The sequence below is a fragment of the Nostoc sp. genome (assembly GCF_036919675.1).
Classification (GTDB): Bacteria; Cyanobacteriota; Cyanobacteriia; order Cyanobacteriales; family Nostocaceae; genus Nostoc.
Window position 1 is genome coordinate 53,655 of the sequence record NZ_JBALCP010000114.1, and the last position, 17,929, is coordinate 71,583.

9 protein-coding genes are annotated in these 17,929 nt (G+C 43.0%); 6 read left to right on the forward strand and 3 right to left on the reverse strand.

Translation table 11 applies throughout. The features are described from left to right. The first annotated feature begins 224 nt into the window (after positions 1-224). Positions 225-1,898 carry a bifunctional 3,4-dihydroxy-2-butanone-4-phosphate synthase/GTP cyclohydrolase II gene (ribBA, locus tag V7K49_RS25385; protein WP_335208108.1) on the forward strand — a complete coding sequence of 558 codons (1,674 nt, stop codon included), beginning with the start codon at positions 225-227 and terminating at the stop codon, positions 1,896-1,898. A gap of 226 nt (positions 1,899-2,124) precedes the next feature. Here the strand turns inward: ribBA and V7K49_RS25390 are convergent, their stop codons facing one another. The 3 genes from V7K49_RS25390 to V7K49_RS25400 all read right to left on the reverse strand — a co-directional run bounded on the left by V7K49_RS25390 (position 2,125) and on the right by V7K49_RS25400 (position 5,615). Continuing rightward, a complete protein-coding gene (locus tag V7K49_RS25390; protein ID WP_335208109.1) occupies positions 2,125-3,003 on the reverse strand; it encodes a peptidoglycan recognition protein family protein in 879 nt (292 codons plus the stop codon). A 514-nt stretch (positions 3,004-3,517) separates the two neighbouring features. Then, entirely contained in the window at positions 3,518-4,450 is a 933-nt protein-coding gene (locus tag V7K49_RS25395; RefSeq protein WP_335208110.1) for a leucine-rich repeat domain-containing protein, read from the reverse strand. Positions 4,451-5,009: 559 nt separating this feature from the next. Continuing rightward, positions 5,010-5,615, reverse strand: a complete 606-nt coding sequence (locus V7K49_RS25400) for a DUF4126 domain-containing protein (protein ID WP_335208111.1) — start codon at positions 5,613-5,615, stop codon at positions 5,010-5,012. 713 nt (positions 5,616-6,328) lie between these two features. On the opposite strand from V7K49_RS25400, the gene metH reads away from it, so the two are divergent. The 5 genes from metH to V7K49_RS25425 all read left to right on the forward strand — a co-directional run bounded on the left by metH (position 6,329) and on the right by V7K49_RS25425 (position 17,807). After that, complete coding sequence (metH, locus tag V7K49_RS25405; RefSeq protein WP_335208113.1) at positions 6,329-9,859, forward strand: methionine synthase; 3,531 nt, start codon at positions 6,329-6,331, stop codon at positions 9,857-9,859. A gap of 481 nt (positions 9,860-10,340) precedes the next feature. After that, the gene (gene hpsA, locus V7K49_RS25410) at positions 10,341-15,035 is read left to right on the forward strand and encodes a hormogonium polysaccharide biosynthesis protein HpsA (protein WP_335208115.1); all 4,695 of its coding nucleotides are present in this window, start codon (positions 10,341-10,343) and stop codon (positions 15,033-15,035) included. Positions 15,036-15,065: 30 nt separating this feature from the next. After that, on the forward strand, positions 15,066-15,803 hold the full coding sequence (gene hpsB, locus V7K49_RS25415) for a hormogonium polysaccharide secretion pseudopilin HpsB (protein ID WP_334871646.1): 738 nt from the start codon (positions 15,066-15,068) through the stop codon (positions 15,801-15,803). A gap of 286 nt (positions 15,804-16,089) precedes the next feature. Then, positions 16,090-17,109 carry a hormogonium polysaccharide secretion pseudopilin HpsC gene (gene hpsC, locus V7K49_RS25420; protein ID WP_335208117.1) on the forward strand — a complete coding sequence of 340 codons (1,020 nt, stop codon included), beginning with the start codon at positions 16,090-16,092 and terminating at the stop codon, positions 17,107-17,109. A 74-nt stretch (positions 17,110-17,183) separates the two neighbouring features. Then, positions 17,184-17,807, forward strand: coding sequence for a pilus assembly FimT family protein (locus V7K49_RS25425; RefSeq protein WP_335208119.1), 624 nt, complete (start codon positions 17,184-17,186; stop codon positions 17,805-17,807). Positions 17,808-17,929: the final 122 nt, after the last annotated feature.

Sequence of the window (17,929 nt, forward strand, 5' to 3'; positions counted from 1 at the left end):
GAAAAACAATAATTAAGCGCAATTGCAATACCTCTAGTACTGGTAGTTTTTTGAGCATCTAGGGGTATACTTGACTATCCCTTCCATGCTTGGCTTGGAGAAAGGAGCGGATCCTTAGTACCTGAGAGTGTCAATGCTAGTCTACTTCTCTGTCTTATAAAGAAGCTAGAATCTAAAAGAAGAAATTGTTAAAAAAATTTACGTTGGTAGCTGGAAATCTTTCTGTGTCACAGCCTAATACTAGTCAAGCTTTTAAATTTGATTCGATTGATGCCGCCTTAGCAGACCTAAAAGGTGGTCGCGTGATTGTAGTGGTAGATGATGAAAATAGAGAAAATGAAGGCGACTTAATCTGTGCTGCCCAATTTGCCACACCTGACATGATTAATTTCATGGCGGTGGAAGCTAGAGGGCTGATTTGTTTGGCAATGACAGGCGATCGCTTAGACGAACTAGACTTACCCTTAATGGTAAGCAACATTACAGATACTAACCAAACTGCCTTCACTGTTAGTATTGATGCTGGCCCAGAATTGGGTGTAACCACTGGCATCTCAGCGGAAGACCGCGCCCGCACTATCCAGGTTACTCTCAACCCGGTCACAAAACCTACTGATTTACGTCGTCCTGGTCATATTTTTCCGATTCGGGCTAAAGCTGGAGGCGTACTCAAACGCGCAGGACATACCGAAGCTGCTGTGGACTTAGCTAGACTAGCAGGGCTATACCCAGCCGGGGTAATTTGTGAAATTCAAAACTCCGATGGTTCAATGGCGCGGTTACAACAATTAGTTGAATACGCTAGACGTCACAATTTAAAAATTATTAGTATTGCGGATTTAATCAGTTATCGCCTACAGCACGATCGCCTCGTGTATCGTGAGGTGATTACCAAGCTACCTAGTCAGTTCGGTCAGTTTGAAATTTACGCCTACCGCCACACTCTGGATAATACAGAACACGTTGCAATTGTCAAGGGAGATCCAGCTAACTTCAAAGATGAGCCAGTGATGGTGCGGATGCACTCAGAATGCTTAACTGGCGACGCTTTGGGTTCTTTGCGCTGCGACTGTCGGATGCAGTTAGAAGCTGCACTGAAAATGATTGAGGCTGCTGGTCAAGGTGTAGTTGTATACCTGCGGCAAGAAGGACGGGGAATAGGCTTGATTAACAAGCTGAAAGCCTACTCGTTGCAGGATATGGGACTGGATACAGTAGAGGCCAATGAGCGTTTGGGATTTCCAGCTGACTTGCGAGACTACGGGATGGGGGCACAAATGCTGATGGACTTGGGGATCAAAAAGATTCGCCTGATTACCAATAATCCCCGTAAAATTGCTGGAGTTAAGGGCTATGGGTTGGAAGTAGTTGATCGCTTGCCATTATTAATTGAGGCAACCGACTACAATTCTTATTACCTGGCGACAAAGGCGAAAAAGCTGGGTCATATGCTGTTACAGACTTATCTGGTAACAGTAGCAATCCATTGGCAAGATGACCCGGAAGCTGTGACAGAACGTTATGAACGCTTAGAGAAACTGCGACATTTAGCGAGAACTAATGATTTATTGTTACAGGAAGAAGCGCGTCCGTTAGCGATCGCTATATTTGACGAGCCATCCTTAACAGTACACTTGGGTTTGGATCAAGCAAAAGTTGCTAGTTGCGATTGGTATGAGCAAAGTGGTCATCCTTATATCCAGGCTATCTTCCAAATTCTGGACAACCTAGTAACTTTGCCTTACATCCAGAAAATAGAATTTCTGATTTCTTCTGGTTGCGATCCTTTGAGTAATTTACAAGTTCAACTGGATCGAGAGACATTCCCGGATGGTACAATGCCTTCATCGATTAGCGATCGCCTGGAGACACAGCAAATTTATAGCTTTAGCAAATAGGTTGGCTGATTTATCTTTTCAATAAATTTATGTCGGGGAGCCAGTGCGTTACTCTAGTAAAGAGAGTTGTAGCAACTGGTGAACCAGCGCACCCAAGAAGGTTTCCTTCTGTAGGCGACTGGTGTTAGCGCAGCGTTAGCGAGTCTTCTCCCAAGGGGAGAGGCCAAAGGCGAACGAGCGTCACTCAAAGGGCGTTGTGTGATCGCCGAAAGTACAGCACCACTTTTTATTTACTTACTCTATAGATTGGTCTGACCTGACGATAAGTATTAAGTAAGTCCAGAAATTTATTCCCATCAAAATTTATTGGGTCAACTTTTTTACCAGAACGGTCTACCAGATGGTGGGTGGTAATGCGATCGTCTGAAACTTGACTTTGAGCAATTAACCAAGCAAGAGAATCATATTGAGCTTCCGTATAACCGCTATGGGTTTCTTGGCTGCTACTGTCATAACTATCTGGCGGTGTTTCCAAAGAAACGTGATAAGCAAAATTATTTACAGACGCTGGCAAATTCGGATTAGTCTGCACAGTTTCCACTCCCCCTGGACTCTCAAATACTGAGTTAGCTGCACCAAAAGCTCGCTTTTCTGGCGGTACTAAATAAATCACCGTTCCGTCTAGCTTGATTAAGGCGTGATAACTTGCTTGCACACTTTCATCGGTATGGGCTACTTGAAAGAAATTAATCGCGCTGGAAGCAGAATAACCAGTTTCATGGAGGACGATAATCGGTTGGTTGTTGAGAGTTACGCCGTTAACATCTTGGGCGTACCGTTCTCCATAGTTAGTTGGGTCAACCGAAGCAACTCGATAATTAGGTCTGTACTGTGCAAAAGCTTGAGTGGTTATGTACCTTGCTATAGGCTTGTTAATCTTGATTGGGGACTTGATAACATATTGAAATTTCTTCTCTGGCTCTTTCGCTGATTGGAATTGCGCCTTTGGATATTGACTCCAGGCTGTAACCTGTGGATTGGATGTATGGTATGTTATCGGATTATTGTGTAATTGTGTCGCTCGTCCAATTAGCAGCACTGCAATTAAAGTGGCGAACATCAGCCAGATTAGTAGCACCCTAGTCGCCCAGTCTGTAAACCTCATTTTTCTAATACCCGTAAAACGGTAGATATTAACTTATAGCTAAACTGGCGTGTCCTTCGTAGAGGCGTACTTCTGTAAACCCCTACCGCAGATGGTATCCAAACAAGAATCGCTATAATACCTTAATCTTAGTGAAAAATACGTTACTAGTGTATGTTGGAATGCTAAGTAATTGTTTTAGATGCTTCCTCTGTCTATGGAGCTATTTAAATACTCTCAAAACCATTGCTACTGTGAAGTTAGATCCCCGACTTCTTAAACAAGTCGGGGATCTGGACACCGCGAATTTTTACGTCTCTACAATTCAAGATCACAATCTTAAAGCTCAAATAGTTAACGTTTATACTCTGATGCCTGGTGTTCGCATAGCCACAAGTAACTTAGTAGCTGATTGTGCGCTCGCCTTCTGAAGTTCTTCAACACCAAGGCTGATTTTAGAGCTAATTTTACAGTGTTCGATAACCTGGTGGTACTTGTCGCGTAACTCTTCACCGACGACCAGGAGCTTAGAAACCTACTGCCCTTGGCTACCCTCTAACCTTTGTCGCAGATAACTGAAAATCGCTTGTATTCCCTGCTCGACAATTTCAGGTGGTGGCGAGGTTAATGGATTGTTATCGAGGTATAGCTCATCCAAATTGGAGAGTTGGCTAATTTCTGGTGGCAAGCTGCTGATTTGATTGTTATTGAGGTCTAGCGTTGTCAAGTTGGAGAGTTGGCTAATTTCTGGTGGCACGCTGCTGAGTTGATTGTTATTGAGGCGTAGCTCAGTCAAGTTGGAGAGTCGGCTAATTTCTGGCGGTAGGCTGCTGATTTGATTGTTATTGAGGTCTAGCGTTGTCAAGTTGGAGAGTTGGCTGATTTCTGGCAGCAGGCTGCTGAGTTGATTGTGATTGAGGCGTAGCTCAGTCAAGTTGGAGAGTTGGCTGATTTCTGACGGTAGGCTGCTGAGTTGATTGTGATTGAGGGCTAGCGTTGTCAAGTTGGAGAGTTGGCTAATTTCTGGCGGCAAACTGCTGAGTTGATTGTTATAGAGGGCTAGCGTTGTCAAGTTGGAGAGTTGGCTGATTTCTGGTGGCAAACTGCTGAGTTGATTGTAATTGAGGTCTAGCGTTGTCAAGTTGGATAGTTGGCTGATTTCTGGCGGTAGGCTGCTGATTTGATTGTTATAGAGGGATAGCCGTCTTAAGTTGGAGAGTTGGCTGATTTCTGGCAGCAGGCTGCTAAGTTGATTGTTATTGAGGTCTAGCGCTGTCAAGTTGGAGAGTTGGCTGATTTTTGGTGGCAGACTGCTGAGTTGATTGTGATTGAGGGCTAGCGCTGTCAAGTTGGAGAGTTGGCTGATTTCTGGCGGCAGGCTGCTGAGTTGATTGTGATTGAGGGATAGCACCGTTACTTTTTCCCTGGCAGCTTTTTCAATAACTTGCAACAGTTCTTCGTTTGTCACCTGCAAACCTCACCAACTCTGTAGCGATATTTACTAAAGTAGTATATCCCAACTAAGCATTAGAGACTGGATTAGTGTGTTCATGTGCATAAAAACGGCTGTAATGTTTAAATTAGCAGGGTGCGATCCTAACCTTGCAATAACATTGACTTATTCACGAGTATAAAAGACTCGTTAACGGAGCTAAAAGACTCGTCGGCGAATATAAAAGGTTCGTTAACGAGTATAAAAGACTCGTTAACGGAGCTAAAAGACTCGTCGGCGAATATAAAAGGTTCGTTCACGAGTATCAAAGACTCATTAACGGAGCTAAAAGACTCGTCGGCGAATATAAAAGGTTCGTTCACGAGTATCAAAGACTCGTTAACGGAGCTAAAAGACTCGTCGGCGAATATAAAAGGTTCGTTCGCGAGTATAAAAGACTGATTCACGAGTATCAAAAACTTGTCCACGAGTATCAAAGCGTGCGCTACGTTTTCGCACTAACACACCCGAAGACTACGATCGCTTTATAATTGCGATCGCAGTTCTGAAACAAATCCATAAGTACTTATCCCAATTATCTTGATGGAGAGACGGTTTCGTTAGTTTGAGAAGATGGTTTATTGAAGAAGAAATTCCAGATTCTTTGAATAGCTATTATTAGAAAACCAATCACAATCATTCCTGCTACGACTGGTAAAGCTAGCGCCAGCACAGACAATCCGATTGCCATGACCAACTCAATGGTTGACACAACTGGATTGGTTAATCCACCTGAAACGCCTGTAGAACTTATCCGCAATGTATTCATTAATCCCTTAGTTAATCCTGCGGTTCCACCACCTGCAATTAAAGCTAACGTCCATTGCACCAGTGGATTCATCTCTGGAGCAACAGATGCTGTTACGATTGTCCCGGCGATAAATGCCGCAGGTGTGGCAAAAATATCCAGCAGATGATCTAACCAAGGAATGTAATAACCGGTAATTTCCAGCAAACAAGCGACTGTAAATACAATTACAGCTTGAGGTGTTTCCAGCCAATCAAAGTCAATCGGCAAATCAAAATGTCCAAAAACTGAAGCCACACTCAATGCTAGCAGTGGTACAAAGACTCTGAAGCCAGCCGCCGCACTCAAACTAATCCCCAGTAATAATTCAATAAATGTATTTAGGTTGAACATAGAAATTAAATCCATAGTAGGACTCAAGTTATACTCCTAGTGTTTTTTCCATCTTTGAGCTGAACAAAGTGACAACTCTAAGTTGTGATCCTAAGATAAGAAACTTGATGAAAATATTTCATCTGACTATGTGTAGAATTCAGTGAAACCCCACCTGTGTCAATAACTGTGTAGGTTTTGCCTAAAAAATAACTCCAATGTAGGTTGCATTGAAGAACGAAACCCAACCTACAAATCTGGGCTTTGTTTGTGAGATGTGAGACAGCGACCTCTAGAGTGATATCATGTCCGCATAATTTAGTTATGCTAACCACAGTCATTACACCCCACCCCCAACCCCTCCCCGGTCTTCGGGCTACAGTGTACACACAAGTCGAATTACCCCCCTTAATCCCCCCTTATAAAGGGGGGAAATAGGAAATTTGGTTCCCTCCCCTTTATAAGGGGAGGGTTAGGGTGGGGTAAAACCTTGGTTAATCAGCTATTTCAGACTTGTGTGTAAACCGTAGGCTTGCGGGGAGGGAAGAGAAAGCGCAACTTTGGCGAGGTGGGGTTCTACAAGTTTAATAAGCAATCAAGCGACATGATATGAGGGCGCTTTTGCATAATTCTGCCGTCGCCATTTATTAAATAGTGCCCAAAATATCACAATTTTGGAAAATAATAAAGTAAGTCGAATATTATACGACTCACCCAAATTCTTCTAGGAAAATATGACTCATCCTTTCCTTGAACGCCTCCGTAGTCCAGATAGCCCAGTCCTCGTCTTCGACGGGGCGATGGGAACCAACCTGCAAACCCAAAACCTGACTGCTGAAGACTTCGGCGGCCCACAGTATGAAGGTTGTAACGAATACTTAGTCCACACGAAACCCGAAGCTGTCGCTAAGGTTCACCGAGACTTTCTCGCTGCTGGTGCTGATGTCATTGAAACCGATACCTTTGGCAGTACGTCCCTGGTGCTGGCAGAATATGACTTGGCAGACCAAGCCTATTACCTCAGCAAGACAGCCGCAGAATTGGCGAAGCGTGTCGCTGCGGAATTTTCCACACCAGAAAAACCCCGGTTTGTGGCAGGTTCCATCGGTCCCACAACTAAACTCCCTACCTTGGGACATATTGACTTTGATACCATGAAAGCTACTTTTGCTGAACAAGCAGAAGCGCTGTGGGATGGAGGTGTCGATTTATTTCTGGTGGAAACTTGCCAAGATGTACTGCAAATTAAAGCAGCGCTGAATGGAATTGAAGAAGTGTTTACCAAAAAAGGCGATCGCCGTCCGTTGATGGTTTCTGTGACAATGGAAAGCATGGGCACAATGTTGGTGGGTTCAGAAATCAGTGCTGTGCTGACAATTTTGGAACATTACCCAATAGATATTCTTGGTCTAAACTGTGCCACTGGCCCAGACTTGATGAAACCACATATCAAGTATCTGGCAGAACATTCACCTTTTATCGTTTCCTGTATTCCCAATGCGGGTTTACCTGAGAACGTCGGCGGTCAAGCACACTACCGCCTGACACCGTTGGAATTACGGATGTCATTGATGCATTTTGTTGAAGATTTGGGTGTCCAAGTGATCGGGGGTTGCTGTGGGACGCGTCCAGAACACATTCAACAATTAGCTGAACTTGCTAAAGACTTGAAGCCAAAAGTTAGACAGCCAAGTTTAGAACCAGCAGCAGCATCAATTTACACCACTCAGCCCTACGACCAAGATAATTCCTTCTTGATTGTTGGCGAACGTCTCAACGCCAGTGGTTCCAAGAAATGCCGCGATTTACTAAATGCGGAAGATTGGGATGGACTCGTTTCAATGGCGAGGGCACAAGTAAAAGAAGGCGCACATATCCTTGATGTCAACGTCGATTATGTGGGACGTGACGGCGTGCGAGATATGCACGAATTGGTTTCGCGCATTGTTAATAATGTGACATTGCCTTTAATGCTTGACTCCACCGAATGGGAAAAGATGGAGGCGGGTTTAAAGGTTGCCGGTGGTAAGTGTTTGCTGAACTCCACCAACTACGAAGATGGGGAACCGCGCTTTTTGAAAGTGCTGGAGTTAGCGAAAAAGTACGGTGCTGGTGTAGTCATTGGTACTATCGATGAAGATGGGATGGCGCGGACAGCAGACAAAAAGTTTGCGATCGCTGGGCGTGCATACCGTCAAGCTGTAGAATATGGTATTGCTCCCACCGAAATCTTCTTTGATACTCTAGCGTTACCAATTTCCACCGGGATTGAAGAAGACCGAGAAAACGGTAAAGCCACAATTGAATCCATCCGGCGCATTCGTGAAGGATTACCTGGATGTCATGTGATTTTGGGTGTTTCCAATATCTCCTTTGGTTTGAATCCAGCGTCGCGGATGGTGCTGAACTCGGTGTTTTTGCACGAGGCGACGACGGCGGGAATGGATGCAGCGATTGTCAGTGCCAACAAGATTTTACCGCTGTCCAAGATTGAACAACGCCATCAAGAAATCTGCCGCCAGTTGATTTATGACGAGCGGAAATTTGAGGGTAACATCTGCGTTTACGATCCCTTGGGAGAGCTTACCACAGTATTTGCCGGGGTGACGACAAAACGCGATCGCTCCTTAGATGAAAGTCTCCCCATCCCCGAACGACTCAAGCGCCATATCATCGACGGCGAACGCATTGGTTTAGAAGAACATCTGACAAAAGCCTTAGAAGAATATCCCCCCTTAGAAATTATCAACACTTTTCTGCTAGATGGCATGAAAGTTGTCGGGGAATTATTCGGTTCTGGACAAATGCAGTTACCCTTCGTCTTGCAATCTGCGGAAACCATGAAAGCGGCGGTAGCGTATCTAGAACCGTTCATGGAAAAGTCAGAATCTGGCAACAATGGGAAGGGAAGCTTTATTATTGCCACGGTGAAAGGTGATGTCCACGATATTGGTAAAAACTTGGTAGATATCATCTTGTCCAACAATGGCTACAAGGTAATTAACCTGGGAATTAAGCAGCCAGTGGAAAACATCATCAACGCTTACGAACAGCACAAAGCTGATTGTATTGCCATGAGTGGTTTGCTGGTAAAATCCACCGCCTTCATGAAAGAGAATTTGGAAATATTCAACGAAAAAGGAATTACCGTCCCCGTGATTTTAGGCGGTGCGGCGCTGACTCCTAAATTTGTGCATGAAGATTGCCAAAAAACCTACAAAGGTAAAGTTGTTTATGGCAAAGATGCCTTTTCTGACTTGCACTTCATGGATAAATTAATGCCAGCTAAAGCTGCTGGTAACTGGGAAGATTTGCAGGGGTTTTTGAACGAAGTTGAAATTGCTGAAGTTTCGGCAAATGGTCACAAAGAATCAGTAACTACGACTGCTAAGGAAATAGCATCTGCTGAACCAAAAGAGGTGGATACACGGCATTCAGAAGCAGTAGCGATAGATATCGAACGCCCGACCCCGCCTTTCTGGGGAACACAGTTATTGCAGCCTAATGATATTCCCATTGAGGAAATATTCTGGCATTTAGATTTACAAGCTTTGATTGCTGGACAGTGGCAATTCCGCAAACCAAAGGAGCAATCTAAGGAAGAATATCAGGCTTTCTTAGCTGAGAAAGTGTACCCAGTTTTAGAAACTTGGAAACAGCGGATTCTTGAGGAAAATCTGTTGCATCCCCAGGTGATTTATGGGTATTTCCCTTGTCAAGCTGAGGGGAATTCTCTACATATATATGACTCACAAAACCAATCACAACAGGTTGCAACTTTCGAGTTTCCCAGACAGAAGTCGTTAAGGCGGCTGTGCATAGCAGATTTCTTTGCACCGAAGGAGTCGGGAATTATGGATGTGTTCCCAATGCAGGCGGTGACTGTGGGGGATATTGCAACGGAGTTCGCCCAAAAGCTGTTTGCTGCTAATCAATACACAGATTACCTGTATTTCCACGGCATGGCGGTGCAGGTGGCGGAGGCTGTAGCTGAGTGGACACACGCCAGAATTCGCCGGGAGTTAGGCTTTACTGCTGAAGAACCCGACAATATTCGTGATATATTAGCACAACGCTATCGTGGTTCACGGTACAGCTTTGGGTATCCAGCTTGCCCCAATATTCAAGATCAGTACAAGCAGCTGGAGTTATTGAAGACTGACAGGATTAACTTGTATATGGATGAAAGTGAACAACTTTATCCAGAACAGTCTACCACTGCGATTATTGCTTACCACCCAGTAGCAAAATACTTTAGCGCGTAATTTATATCCCCTCTCCTTAATAAGGAGAGGGATTAAAGTCAGGACAGGGTGAGGTTACAACAGTATTGCACCGAAGTGAGAACCGCTATATCTGATTATTTTGCACCCAACTGATATCTTTCCTTTAACAGGTGGGTATTATAAGCTTATTCTGTTAACAACAGCTTTATAAACTTGCCTTTAGATAAAATACATTTCCGCAATTTTACTGTAAAGTTATGCTCTTAATCTTTATCAGACTTGAATTAAATAATTCTAAGAAAATCAGTGTTTCCCGGATAAAATCAACCATTCATTAATGATATAACTTGAAGTAAATTATCTTTTCTTGTAGCCACTTTCTTTGGAGTTAGCAAAACCAGATCCAGTAGTTACATTAAACATAATCTCACATTTTGCCTGTAAAAATACTTTCCAGGCACGAATTAAGATGTCTTAAAAATAGTAAATCCGTTATAAACCACTTGACAGGGAAGCAGCTATGTCTCGAAAACGTCAGCTATTCAAGGCAATTCAAAAAAACTTAAGACAAATTAGCAAGCAGTTTTTATCTGCAATTAATAAGCAAATCATTTGGCTACTCCGGGCTATTTCTGGCACTAAAAAAAGACGCGGTTCGGAGAATGCTGGGTTTCTGTTGCCGACAGTATCAATGGTATTAATAGTAGTCGTCTTATTGACCACTGCAATTTTATTTCGGTCTTTTGAACGCTCTAAAAATGCCAGTAATGTCCGCGTGAATCAGGCTGTACTTAACGCCGCAGCACCAGCCCTTGACAGAGCTAGAGCCAAATTAGACAAGCTATTTAGTGACAGCCGACTACCACGAGCCGTACCTTCAGATAAAGTTTTAGAGGATACCTTAAGTAGTACTGCTAATTTGCCTGAATTTACTTTTGGAGACGAAACTCCACTAAAAGTGCATTATGCTTATACAACTGCACCAACAGGAGAAAATCAGCCAGGAGATCTAACAACTGCATGGATGTTCCCTACTGATACAAATAACAATGGGAAATTTGACTCCTATACTCTTTATGGAATTTACTTCCGAACTCCGCCTATAACTAGTGGCACATACAGCCGCCCTAGAAATCCTCTAGAGGCAAGAACTCCGCCCATGACTACTGGTAGTCTAAGCAACAGTTGTAAAAATAGTGTAGCAACAAGTGCTGCTTTGGTGGGGAGTACGGGCTGGGTTAGTATTGCTGGTCAGCTCCAAAAAAGCTTTTTTGTCTACACTGCTAATGTTCCCATCACTAACCCACTAGCGACTGGTAATTACGAACCTTTTAAAGGGAATAAAGGTTTTTCAGGTTTAGAGTATCAACAAGACCGTGTACAACTACCGCTAGTTAACAATGCGGTGGTTTATAACGATGATATAGAACTTACCCCTGGTCCCACATTTAACCTAAACGGACGGATCTTGACTAATAGTAACTTCCTGACTGGTAGCAATAATGTGAGACTTTATCAGGTTAGTAGTGTAAATTCCTGTTTCTATAGTGAGGACAATGCCAAAATTTTTGTAGGTGGCAATTTAGGAGCTGGTGGTTTCACTGGTAATGCAAGTAACGGTACTCAAGTGGATTTATTCCAAGGACAAGGAGTTAATCCTAGTCAAAATGGTGATACTAGCACTAACATATCAGTCACTGACGGAACGAGTAATATTGCCTACAATAGCCTAGCTTATGCACAGCGGATCAATCTTTTGGTGTTAGCACAGACGGCTAACGCTGCATCTACTGACCCACAGGATGTTCAAGATGCCATTACACAGCAACTACAACTATTAAATCTAACTACAGCTACTGCCAGTGCAGCGCAACTATCCACTGTCCGTAATAACCAGTTAGTACTTTACTTTCAACAACGTACCCGCCGTGTACCCTATGGTGAAGTTGGTTTTGGTGGAAATGCAATAAGAAATCCTGTGACTAGTACAGATTATACCACTACTACTGTCTTACAAGGAAGTGGTAAGTCACTGCGTCCACAAGACACTTGGGTTTATCCGTTTCTTGCTAGTGATGGTAAAACTAAAACTAATTATTCCAATTTAGCACTTAATATTAGTAGTTCTAAGCTGCTACCTAAAGCCACACTACCAACTACGCAACAAGCACTAGGTAAAGAACAATACGTTGGCGATCGCATTTTGCTTGGCAATAACCTACCTGCATTGTGGTGGAACGGAACGGCATTTGTTGGTCAAGATGTTACCACAGATACCCAAAATATTCAAAATGTTAACTGGGATAGCGGCAGTGGAACTCGCACTCGCAGCAGTCGTGTACAGCAACTAGCTGATTTAGGAACTGTTGACCGAGATGGAGATTGGGAATCAGCAGCTGCTACAGTACCAACTACTGTCGCTGCTCCTGTGGGTGGCTTACGGGTAGTCACTGGTGCAGGGATTTATTTACCTCCACTTTTAACCGTTAGTAGTACCCAAACTGTTTTGAACACGGCGGCGGCGGCTACAAATAGAATTTGGTCAGATATGATGCCTGTGCCTAATACTATTGGCATTAATCTAGATACTTACAAGACTAATATAATATTACCTGATCCTGTTAACACGCCGTATTTACGGATGCGGGCTACAGCAGTTTATCACTACCAAGCGAGTGGTTATAGTGCGACAAGCCCTAAACCTATTGCTTGTATAAGTAGCTTCTACGACCCTACAAATAGCACTACAGCTAAGAACCTTGCAGCTCTTCCATATAACGGCAGTACGGGTGGTAACTCCCATAATGGTATTGTCTACGCAGCTCCAACAAAGGGTGTTTCTGACTATTTAGCTTTACTAAAATACCAAGCTAATTTAATGTATCCCAATGGGCGGTTGGTAAATCCAACACTGAACACCGCTATGGGGCTAGTCGCTGCCTCTGGGACACTCACAATCTCAGAGCAGTCTGCTATTGATGCTTCTATTTGTGCCATCCAAATATTAGATGGTAGTATCGGCGCTCCAAGTACTAGCGTCATCCCTCACGGCGCAATTTACGAAACTGCTTTTTTGGATGCCAGACAGATTAAGGCAATTCATAGAGATGTGCAAACAGATGCAAGTGGTAACATAATCCCAGGTAGAGAAACATTTACCAACGCTGATGGTGTAAATGGAAATGCAACTGGGACAGTAGCAAATGTACCAAATCCATCTACTGGTTCCACGGCTCCAGACTATGAACTCGCCAAAGAAACCCGCCAACCTCTGGAAATTCGCGCCACTGTATTAGATTATAATGCGCTGCGGAATAAATCATATGGCACAGCAACACCACAAGAATACTTAATTCCTAATAGCGGTATTATTTACGCTACTCGTGATGATGCACTGCCGGATTTAAGTTTTCCTGCTGGAATTTTAGCAGCAGATACAGCGACACAAATACAAACAAAAAAAGATACTCAAAAATCACAAAGCCCAGTAGATTATAAACTTGACCCAACTCGCCGCCCCAACGCCATTATGTTGAAGAACGGCGACCCCACCAACAACCCCAACGGAAGCATCTGGCGTGTTCAGGCTTACAGAGATGCAGAAAAAGGCTTGGTTCTAGCTTCTAACTTGCCTGTATATATTTTAGGCGACTTTAATAAACATACCCAACAAGAGTTTAATACAGCTTTAGCTAGTGATTTGAGCAATTTTTACTCTCGCGCTGCATCAGACCTTAATCCAAACTTTGCTTGTCGTACTGGTGATCCTAGACTACCAAATTGTACCACTGGGGACGACTGGCGACCTGCCAGCGTGTTGTCAGATGCGATCACACTTCTTTCTAAGAGCTATGTGACGGGCTACCGCAATGATGGAGACTATGACCTGAATAATAACTTGGGGGATAACACTTCTAGTACCGCATTTCAGAAGAATGGGTTTGCTACCAACAACACTAATGTCGTCAATGCTGCCTGGTATGACAGTTCTAATAATGACTATCCTCTTGCCACTAAAAACAGTTCTTACCTCAATAACCTTGTTACACCTATCCAGCGAAGGATAAATGATACAAGTAATTTAAAAGCAGAATATTTAATGGAAGTATGTCCGAAACTACCTGTTTCAGCTTGCGATCCGGGTACTGGTTGGTGGGTAGCACTACCCGGTGATGTTGCTGCATATCCAGCAGGTCTAAGAGCCTCGGATGTTACTGGTACTGCTGGCACTGGACAGACTTTTTCTCTGACTACCCATTTAGCAGGTACAACAGCACAATCACCGACTAATTCTAAATATCTGAGCTATCCTCGGCGTGTTGCCTTTCTCCGTGGGACATTAACAAATCCTGTAACAAGGGGAGCACCTCCAACAACTTATACAAATGGAGAACTAGCGCTTGATTCCAATAATAAACCAACCATTATAGGTATCAAGGGCGGGAAAATAACTTCATTTCCAATGAGTAGTTTTAGTACTAGTAGGCCAGATACCAAAGCTAATGCTCTATGGTTCCAAACAGCCGATCTTAGTACTAATCCTCCTACTCCTACTCCTAATGACGATACTAAACCGCCACAGTTTACTCTAGGCTCAGGTACAAGCGATCAACCAGCTTTATCGCCAATGTTACAAATTGAAGTGGCTTTCGGCACTAATCAAAATTCATCACCAAAAATAGGCCCTGGCAGTGTACAGAATTCTTATTGGCTTCAATGGGCAACATCTACCACCTTTAACTTAGCCGCAGCAGGGGCAGACACCCCAGCTCGTCCTACAGAAGACAATGGTGGTTTACACAACTTTGTGCGCCTCTTGGAAAATTGGAACCCAAGTGACTCAAGCGCAGCTAGTATAGCTACAATTAACGGCTCTTTTATCCAAAGAACTCGTAGTGCCTACGCTACTGCACCATATCTAGCATACTTAAATGGCTCATCTCTGACATCATATCCGATAAATAATTCTAATGGTCAATTACCTTTTTACCAGCCTCCCAACCGACAGTGGGGTTATGATGTCGCCTTGCTCTCACAATCACCAGACGCATTTTCGCAAAAGTTAGCGATAACACCAAATAACAAACCCAATGAGTACTTTCGGGAAGTTGGTCGAGATGATACATGGGTGCAAACGTTGTTGTGTGCCAAAAAAGCCTCCGACAGTACTTATGTCGTCGATGCCGATCAACGTCCTACCTCTGGCTGTAGTTAATCACGAATTCCTAGAAACTGGTGAGTAACTATGATTAAGCGCAAACAACAGCAAGTAAGTCAACCATCTGGTGAGTCTGGTTTCACGATCATTGAGTCACTGGTAGCAATAATTGTAGTTGCTATTTTATTGGCAGCGATCGCACCTACAATCGTGATTGCAACAGCAACTCGCGTCCAATCAAAACGCGTAGAACTAGCCACACAATCTGCCAGAACTTTCATTGATGGTGTGAAAACCGGAGCAGTGACAATTCCTGCTACCACTATTACATTGCTTCAATCAACCGATGCAACCAGGAGTTTAGCTGACAATTTACTTACCACGAGCACCACAAGTATGCCAGTTCCTACAGCATCAACATCAACATCGTTATATTGCGTGACAAAAGACGCAAACAACAACCTAACTATTGCTAACCCAACTACCCCAATCTGTACAAGTACTCTATTTTACATTCAGGCTGTAAAAATTATAGGAGCAGGAAGTACCCCAATTAATACAACAACAGGTCTACCAATCGATGGTTACGGTTTGGGAATTCGAGTTTATCGGTCAGATATTGACTTTACTAAAACTGTCAATGCTAGCGACAGTAGTAACAATAAAAGACAAAACACTTTTACTGGGACTTTGGGCAATACCCAATCCCCATTAGTGGAAATGACCACTGTAATTGCTTCTAAAAACACTTCCTTCAATGCTCTGTGTCAACGTCTTGCTATTCCTGCCACCACTCCTGTTACTACTAACAACACTTGTAATTAATCCTGTGCAGTGAGGTTGAAAGCTGACTTTTCACGTTATGTGGAAAAATCAAGGCGAAACCTAACCCCCTAGCCCCCTTCCCTTGTAAGGAAGGGGAAAAATTCAAAACCTCTCTCCTCTTAGGAGAGAGGTTTTCGAGATATCGTGAAAAGTCAGGGTTGAAAGATATAACTTTCAAGATAGTGGTGATTCAACAACCGTAATGGTTAACCTTGTTAATAGATAGTATAAGTTTACACCAATATTGGCTAGATATATTTATATCAATAAGGGGCAAACCGTAGTTATGAAGAATGTACTCAAATTTCTTCTCAGCATTCAGCTGAAACACTCTAAATTTGTTCAACAAGTAAATGGTTTTACCCTGATAGAACTTTTGGTAGCCTTAGTGCTGGCATTCCTCGTGCTTACACCACTGCTAGGATTTATGGTTAATATTCTCAGTACAGATCAGAAGGAGCAAGCCAAGGCAAATTCTGAACAAGAAATCCAGACAGCAGTTGATTACATTGCCAATGATTTACAACAAGCTGTCTACATATATGATACAACTGCACTGACTACCAATTCAAACACTGTCCCAGCAAGCTCAGGAATTAAAGACCAAATACCGCCTTCTAACATCGCTACTGGATGTAATTCTTCTACTTGTCAACCAATTCTGGTGTTTTGGAAACGCAAGTTTCTCTCAGGTGCGATTACACTTTCCAGCAGCACTACAGGCAGCACTACAGCAAACAAAATAGATGACACTTTTGTTTACTCACTAGTTGCCTACTATTTAATCAAAGATAGTAGTACTACTTGGTCAAAAGCGGCTCGTATTGCCAGATTTGAAATTAGCGATGGAGTTCTAGCTGCTAGTGGTACTACTGGTACTACTGGGAATTGTACTGGCTATTCCAATGATACATATATTGACACCAGCCACTGCCCCGATCCAGGTTTTCAGCGTTTTAACCTGAATCTAGCAAGTGCCGCAGGTCTAACTCAGAAAATGAATTCATGGACAGCTACAGCCTCAACAGCTTACACTCAACAAGCTTCTATACTAATTGATTATATCGATCAAACCTCTATTGGTTCAACACTTCCTACTTGCCCCACTGGAACACTTAGTTCAGGTAGTTATATGGGCTTTTATACTTGCATTGATGTTGCTAACACCACAGCACAGGTGTTTTTACGAGGTAATGCATTAGCTCGGTTGCAAACTAGCAATTTCGATTACTCTTCAAATAACCAAAGTTACTTTCCGACAGCAAGCGTCCGCGTACAGGGACGTGGATATTTATTTAGTAAATAACACTTGATAATATACAACACAACTAATGATGGGGCATTATGGGCAATCTAACTTTAAAGTTATTCCACACTACGATGTGTAATAAAGACACCAAGGAGCAATTTCATCCTCAACACGATGCTGGTTTTACTTTAATAGAAATGCTTGTAGTGGTGCTAATGATCGGAATTTTAGCAGCGATCGCAGCTCCTGGTTGGGCTGCCTTTGTAAATCGGCAACAGGTAAATAAGGCTAGTGATGCCGTTTTAGCCGCACTGCAAGAAGCACGCAGCGAAGCTAAAAAAACTAAACTTAGCTACACTGTCAGTTTTCAGACAGATAGTACAACTAAAGCTGTAAAGGTTGCTATTTATCCTACTAATGCCGCAATCCCCCCAGCGAAACTTTTAGGTGCAGATGTAGGAGCCAATTCTAATCAATTACTGCTGGGCACAAATCTCAGTAGTGCAAACACTGTCAATTCTACTTCTACCGTATCCTACCCTGCTTCAAGTACGTCAACACAAATTACCTTTGACTATATGGGAGCTTTACCAACTTTACCAACTCCCAACTTTGGAACAGCTACAGGGTTAAAAATAGTGGTAGCTGTACCAAGCTCTGCAAACTCTACATCGCCTAGTAGCGTAAAGCGATGCGTCATTGTAGAAACTCTCTTGGGAGCAATGGTAACAGCAAAAGACGCTCAATGCAATTAAGTAGCTTAAGTAACAATTTTATTAAAAAAATACGTAATAGTACTGTATATAAAACTGCATATTGATAGCAAAATTGAAACATCATGTGTAGTTTTAATGTTTAATAGATTTATTTAAGATCC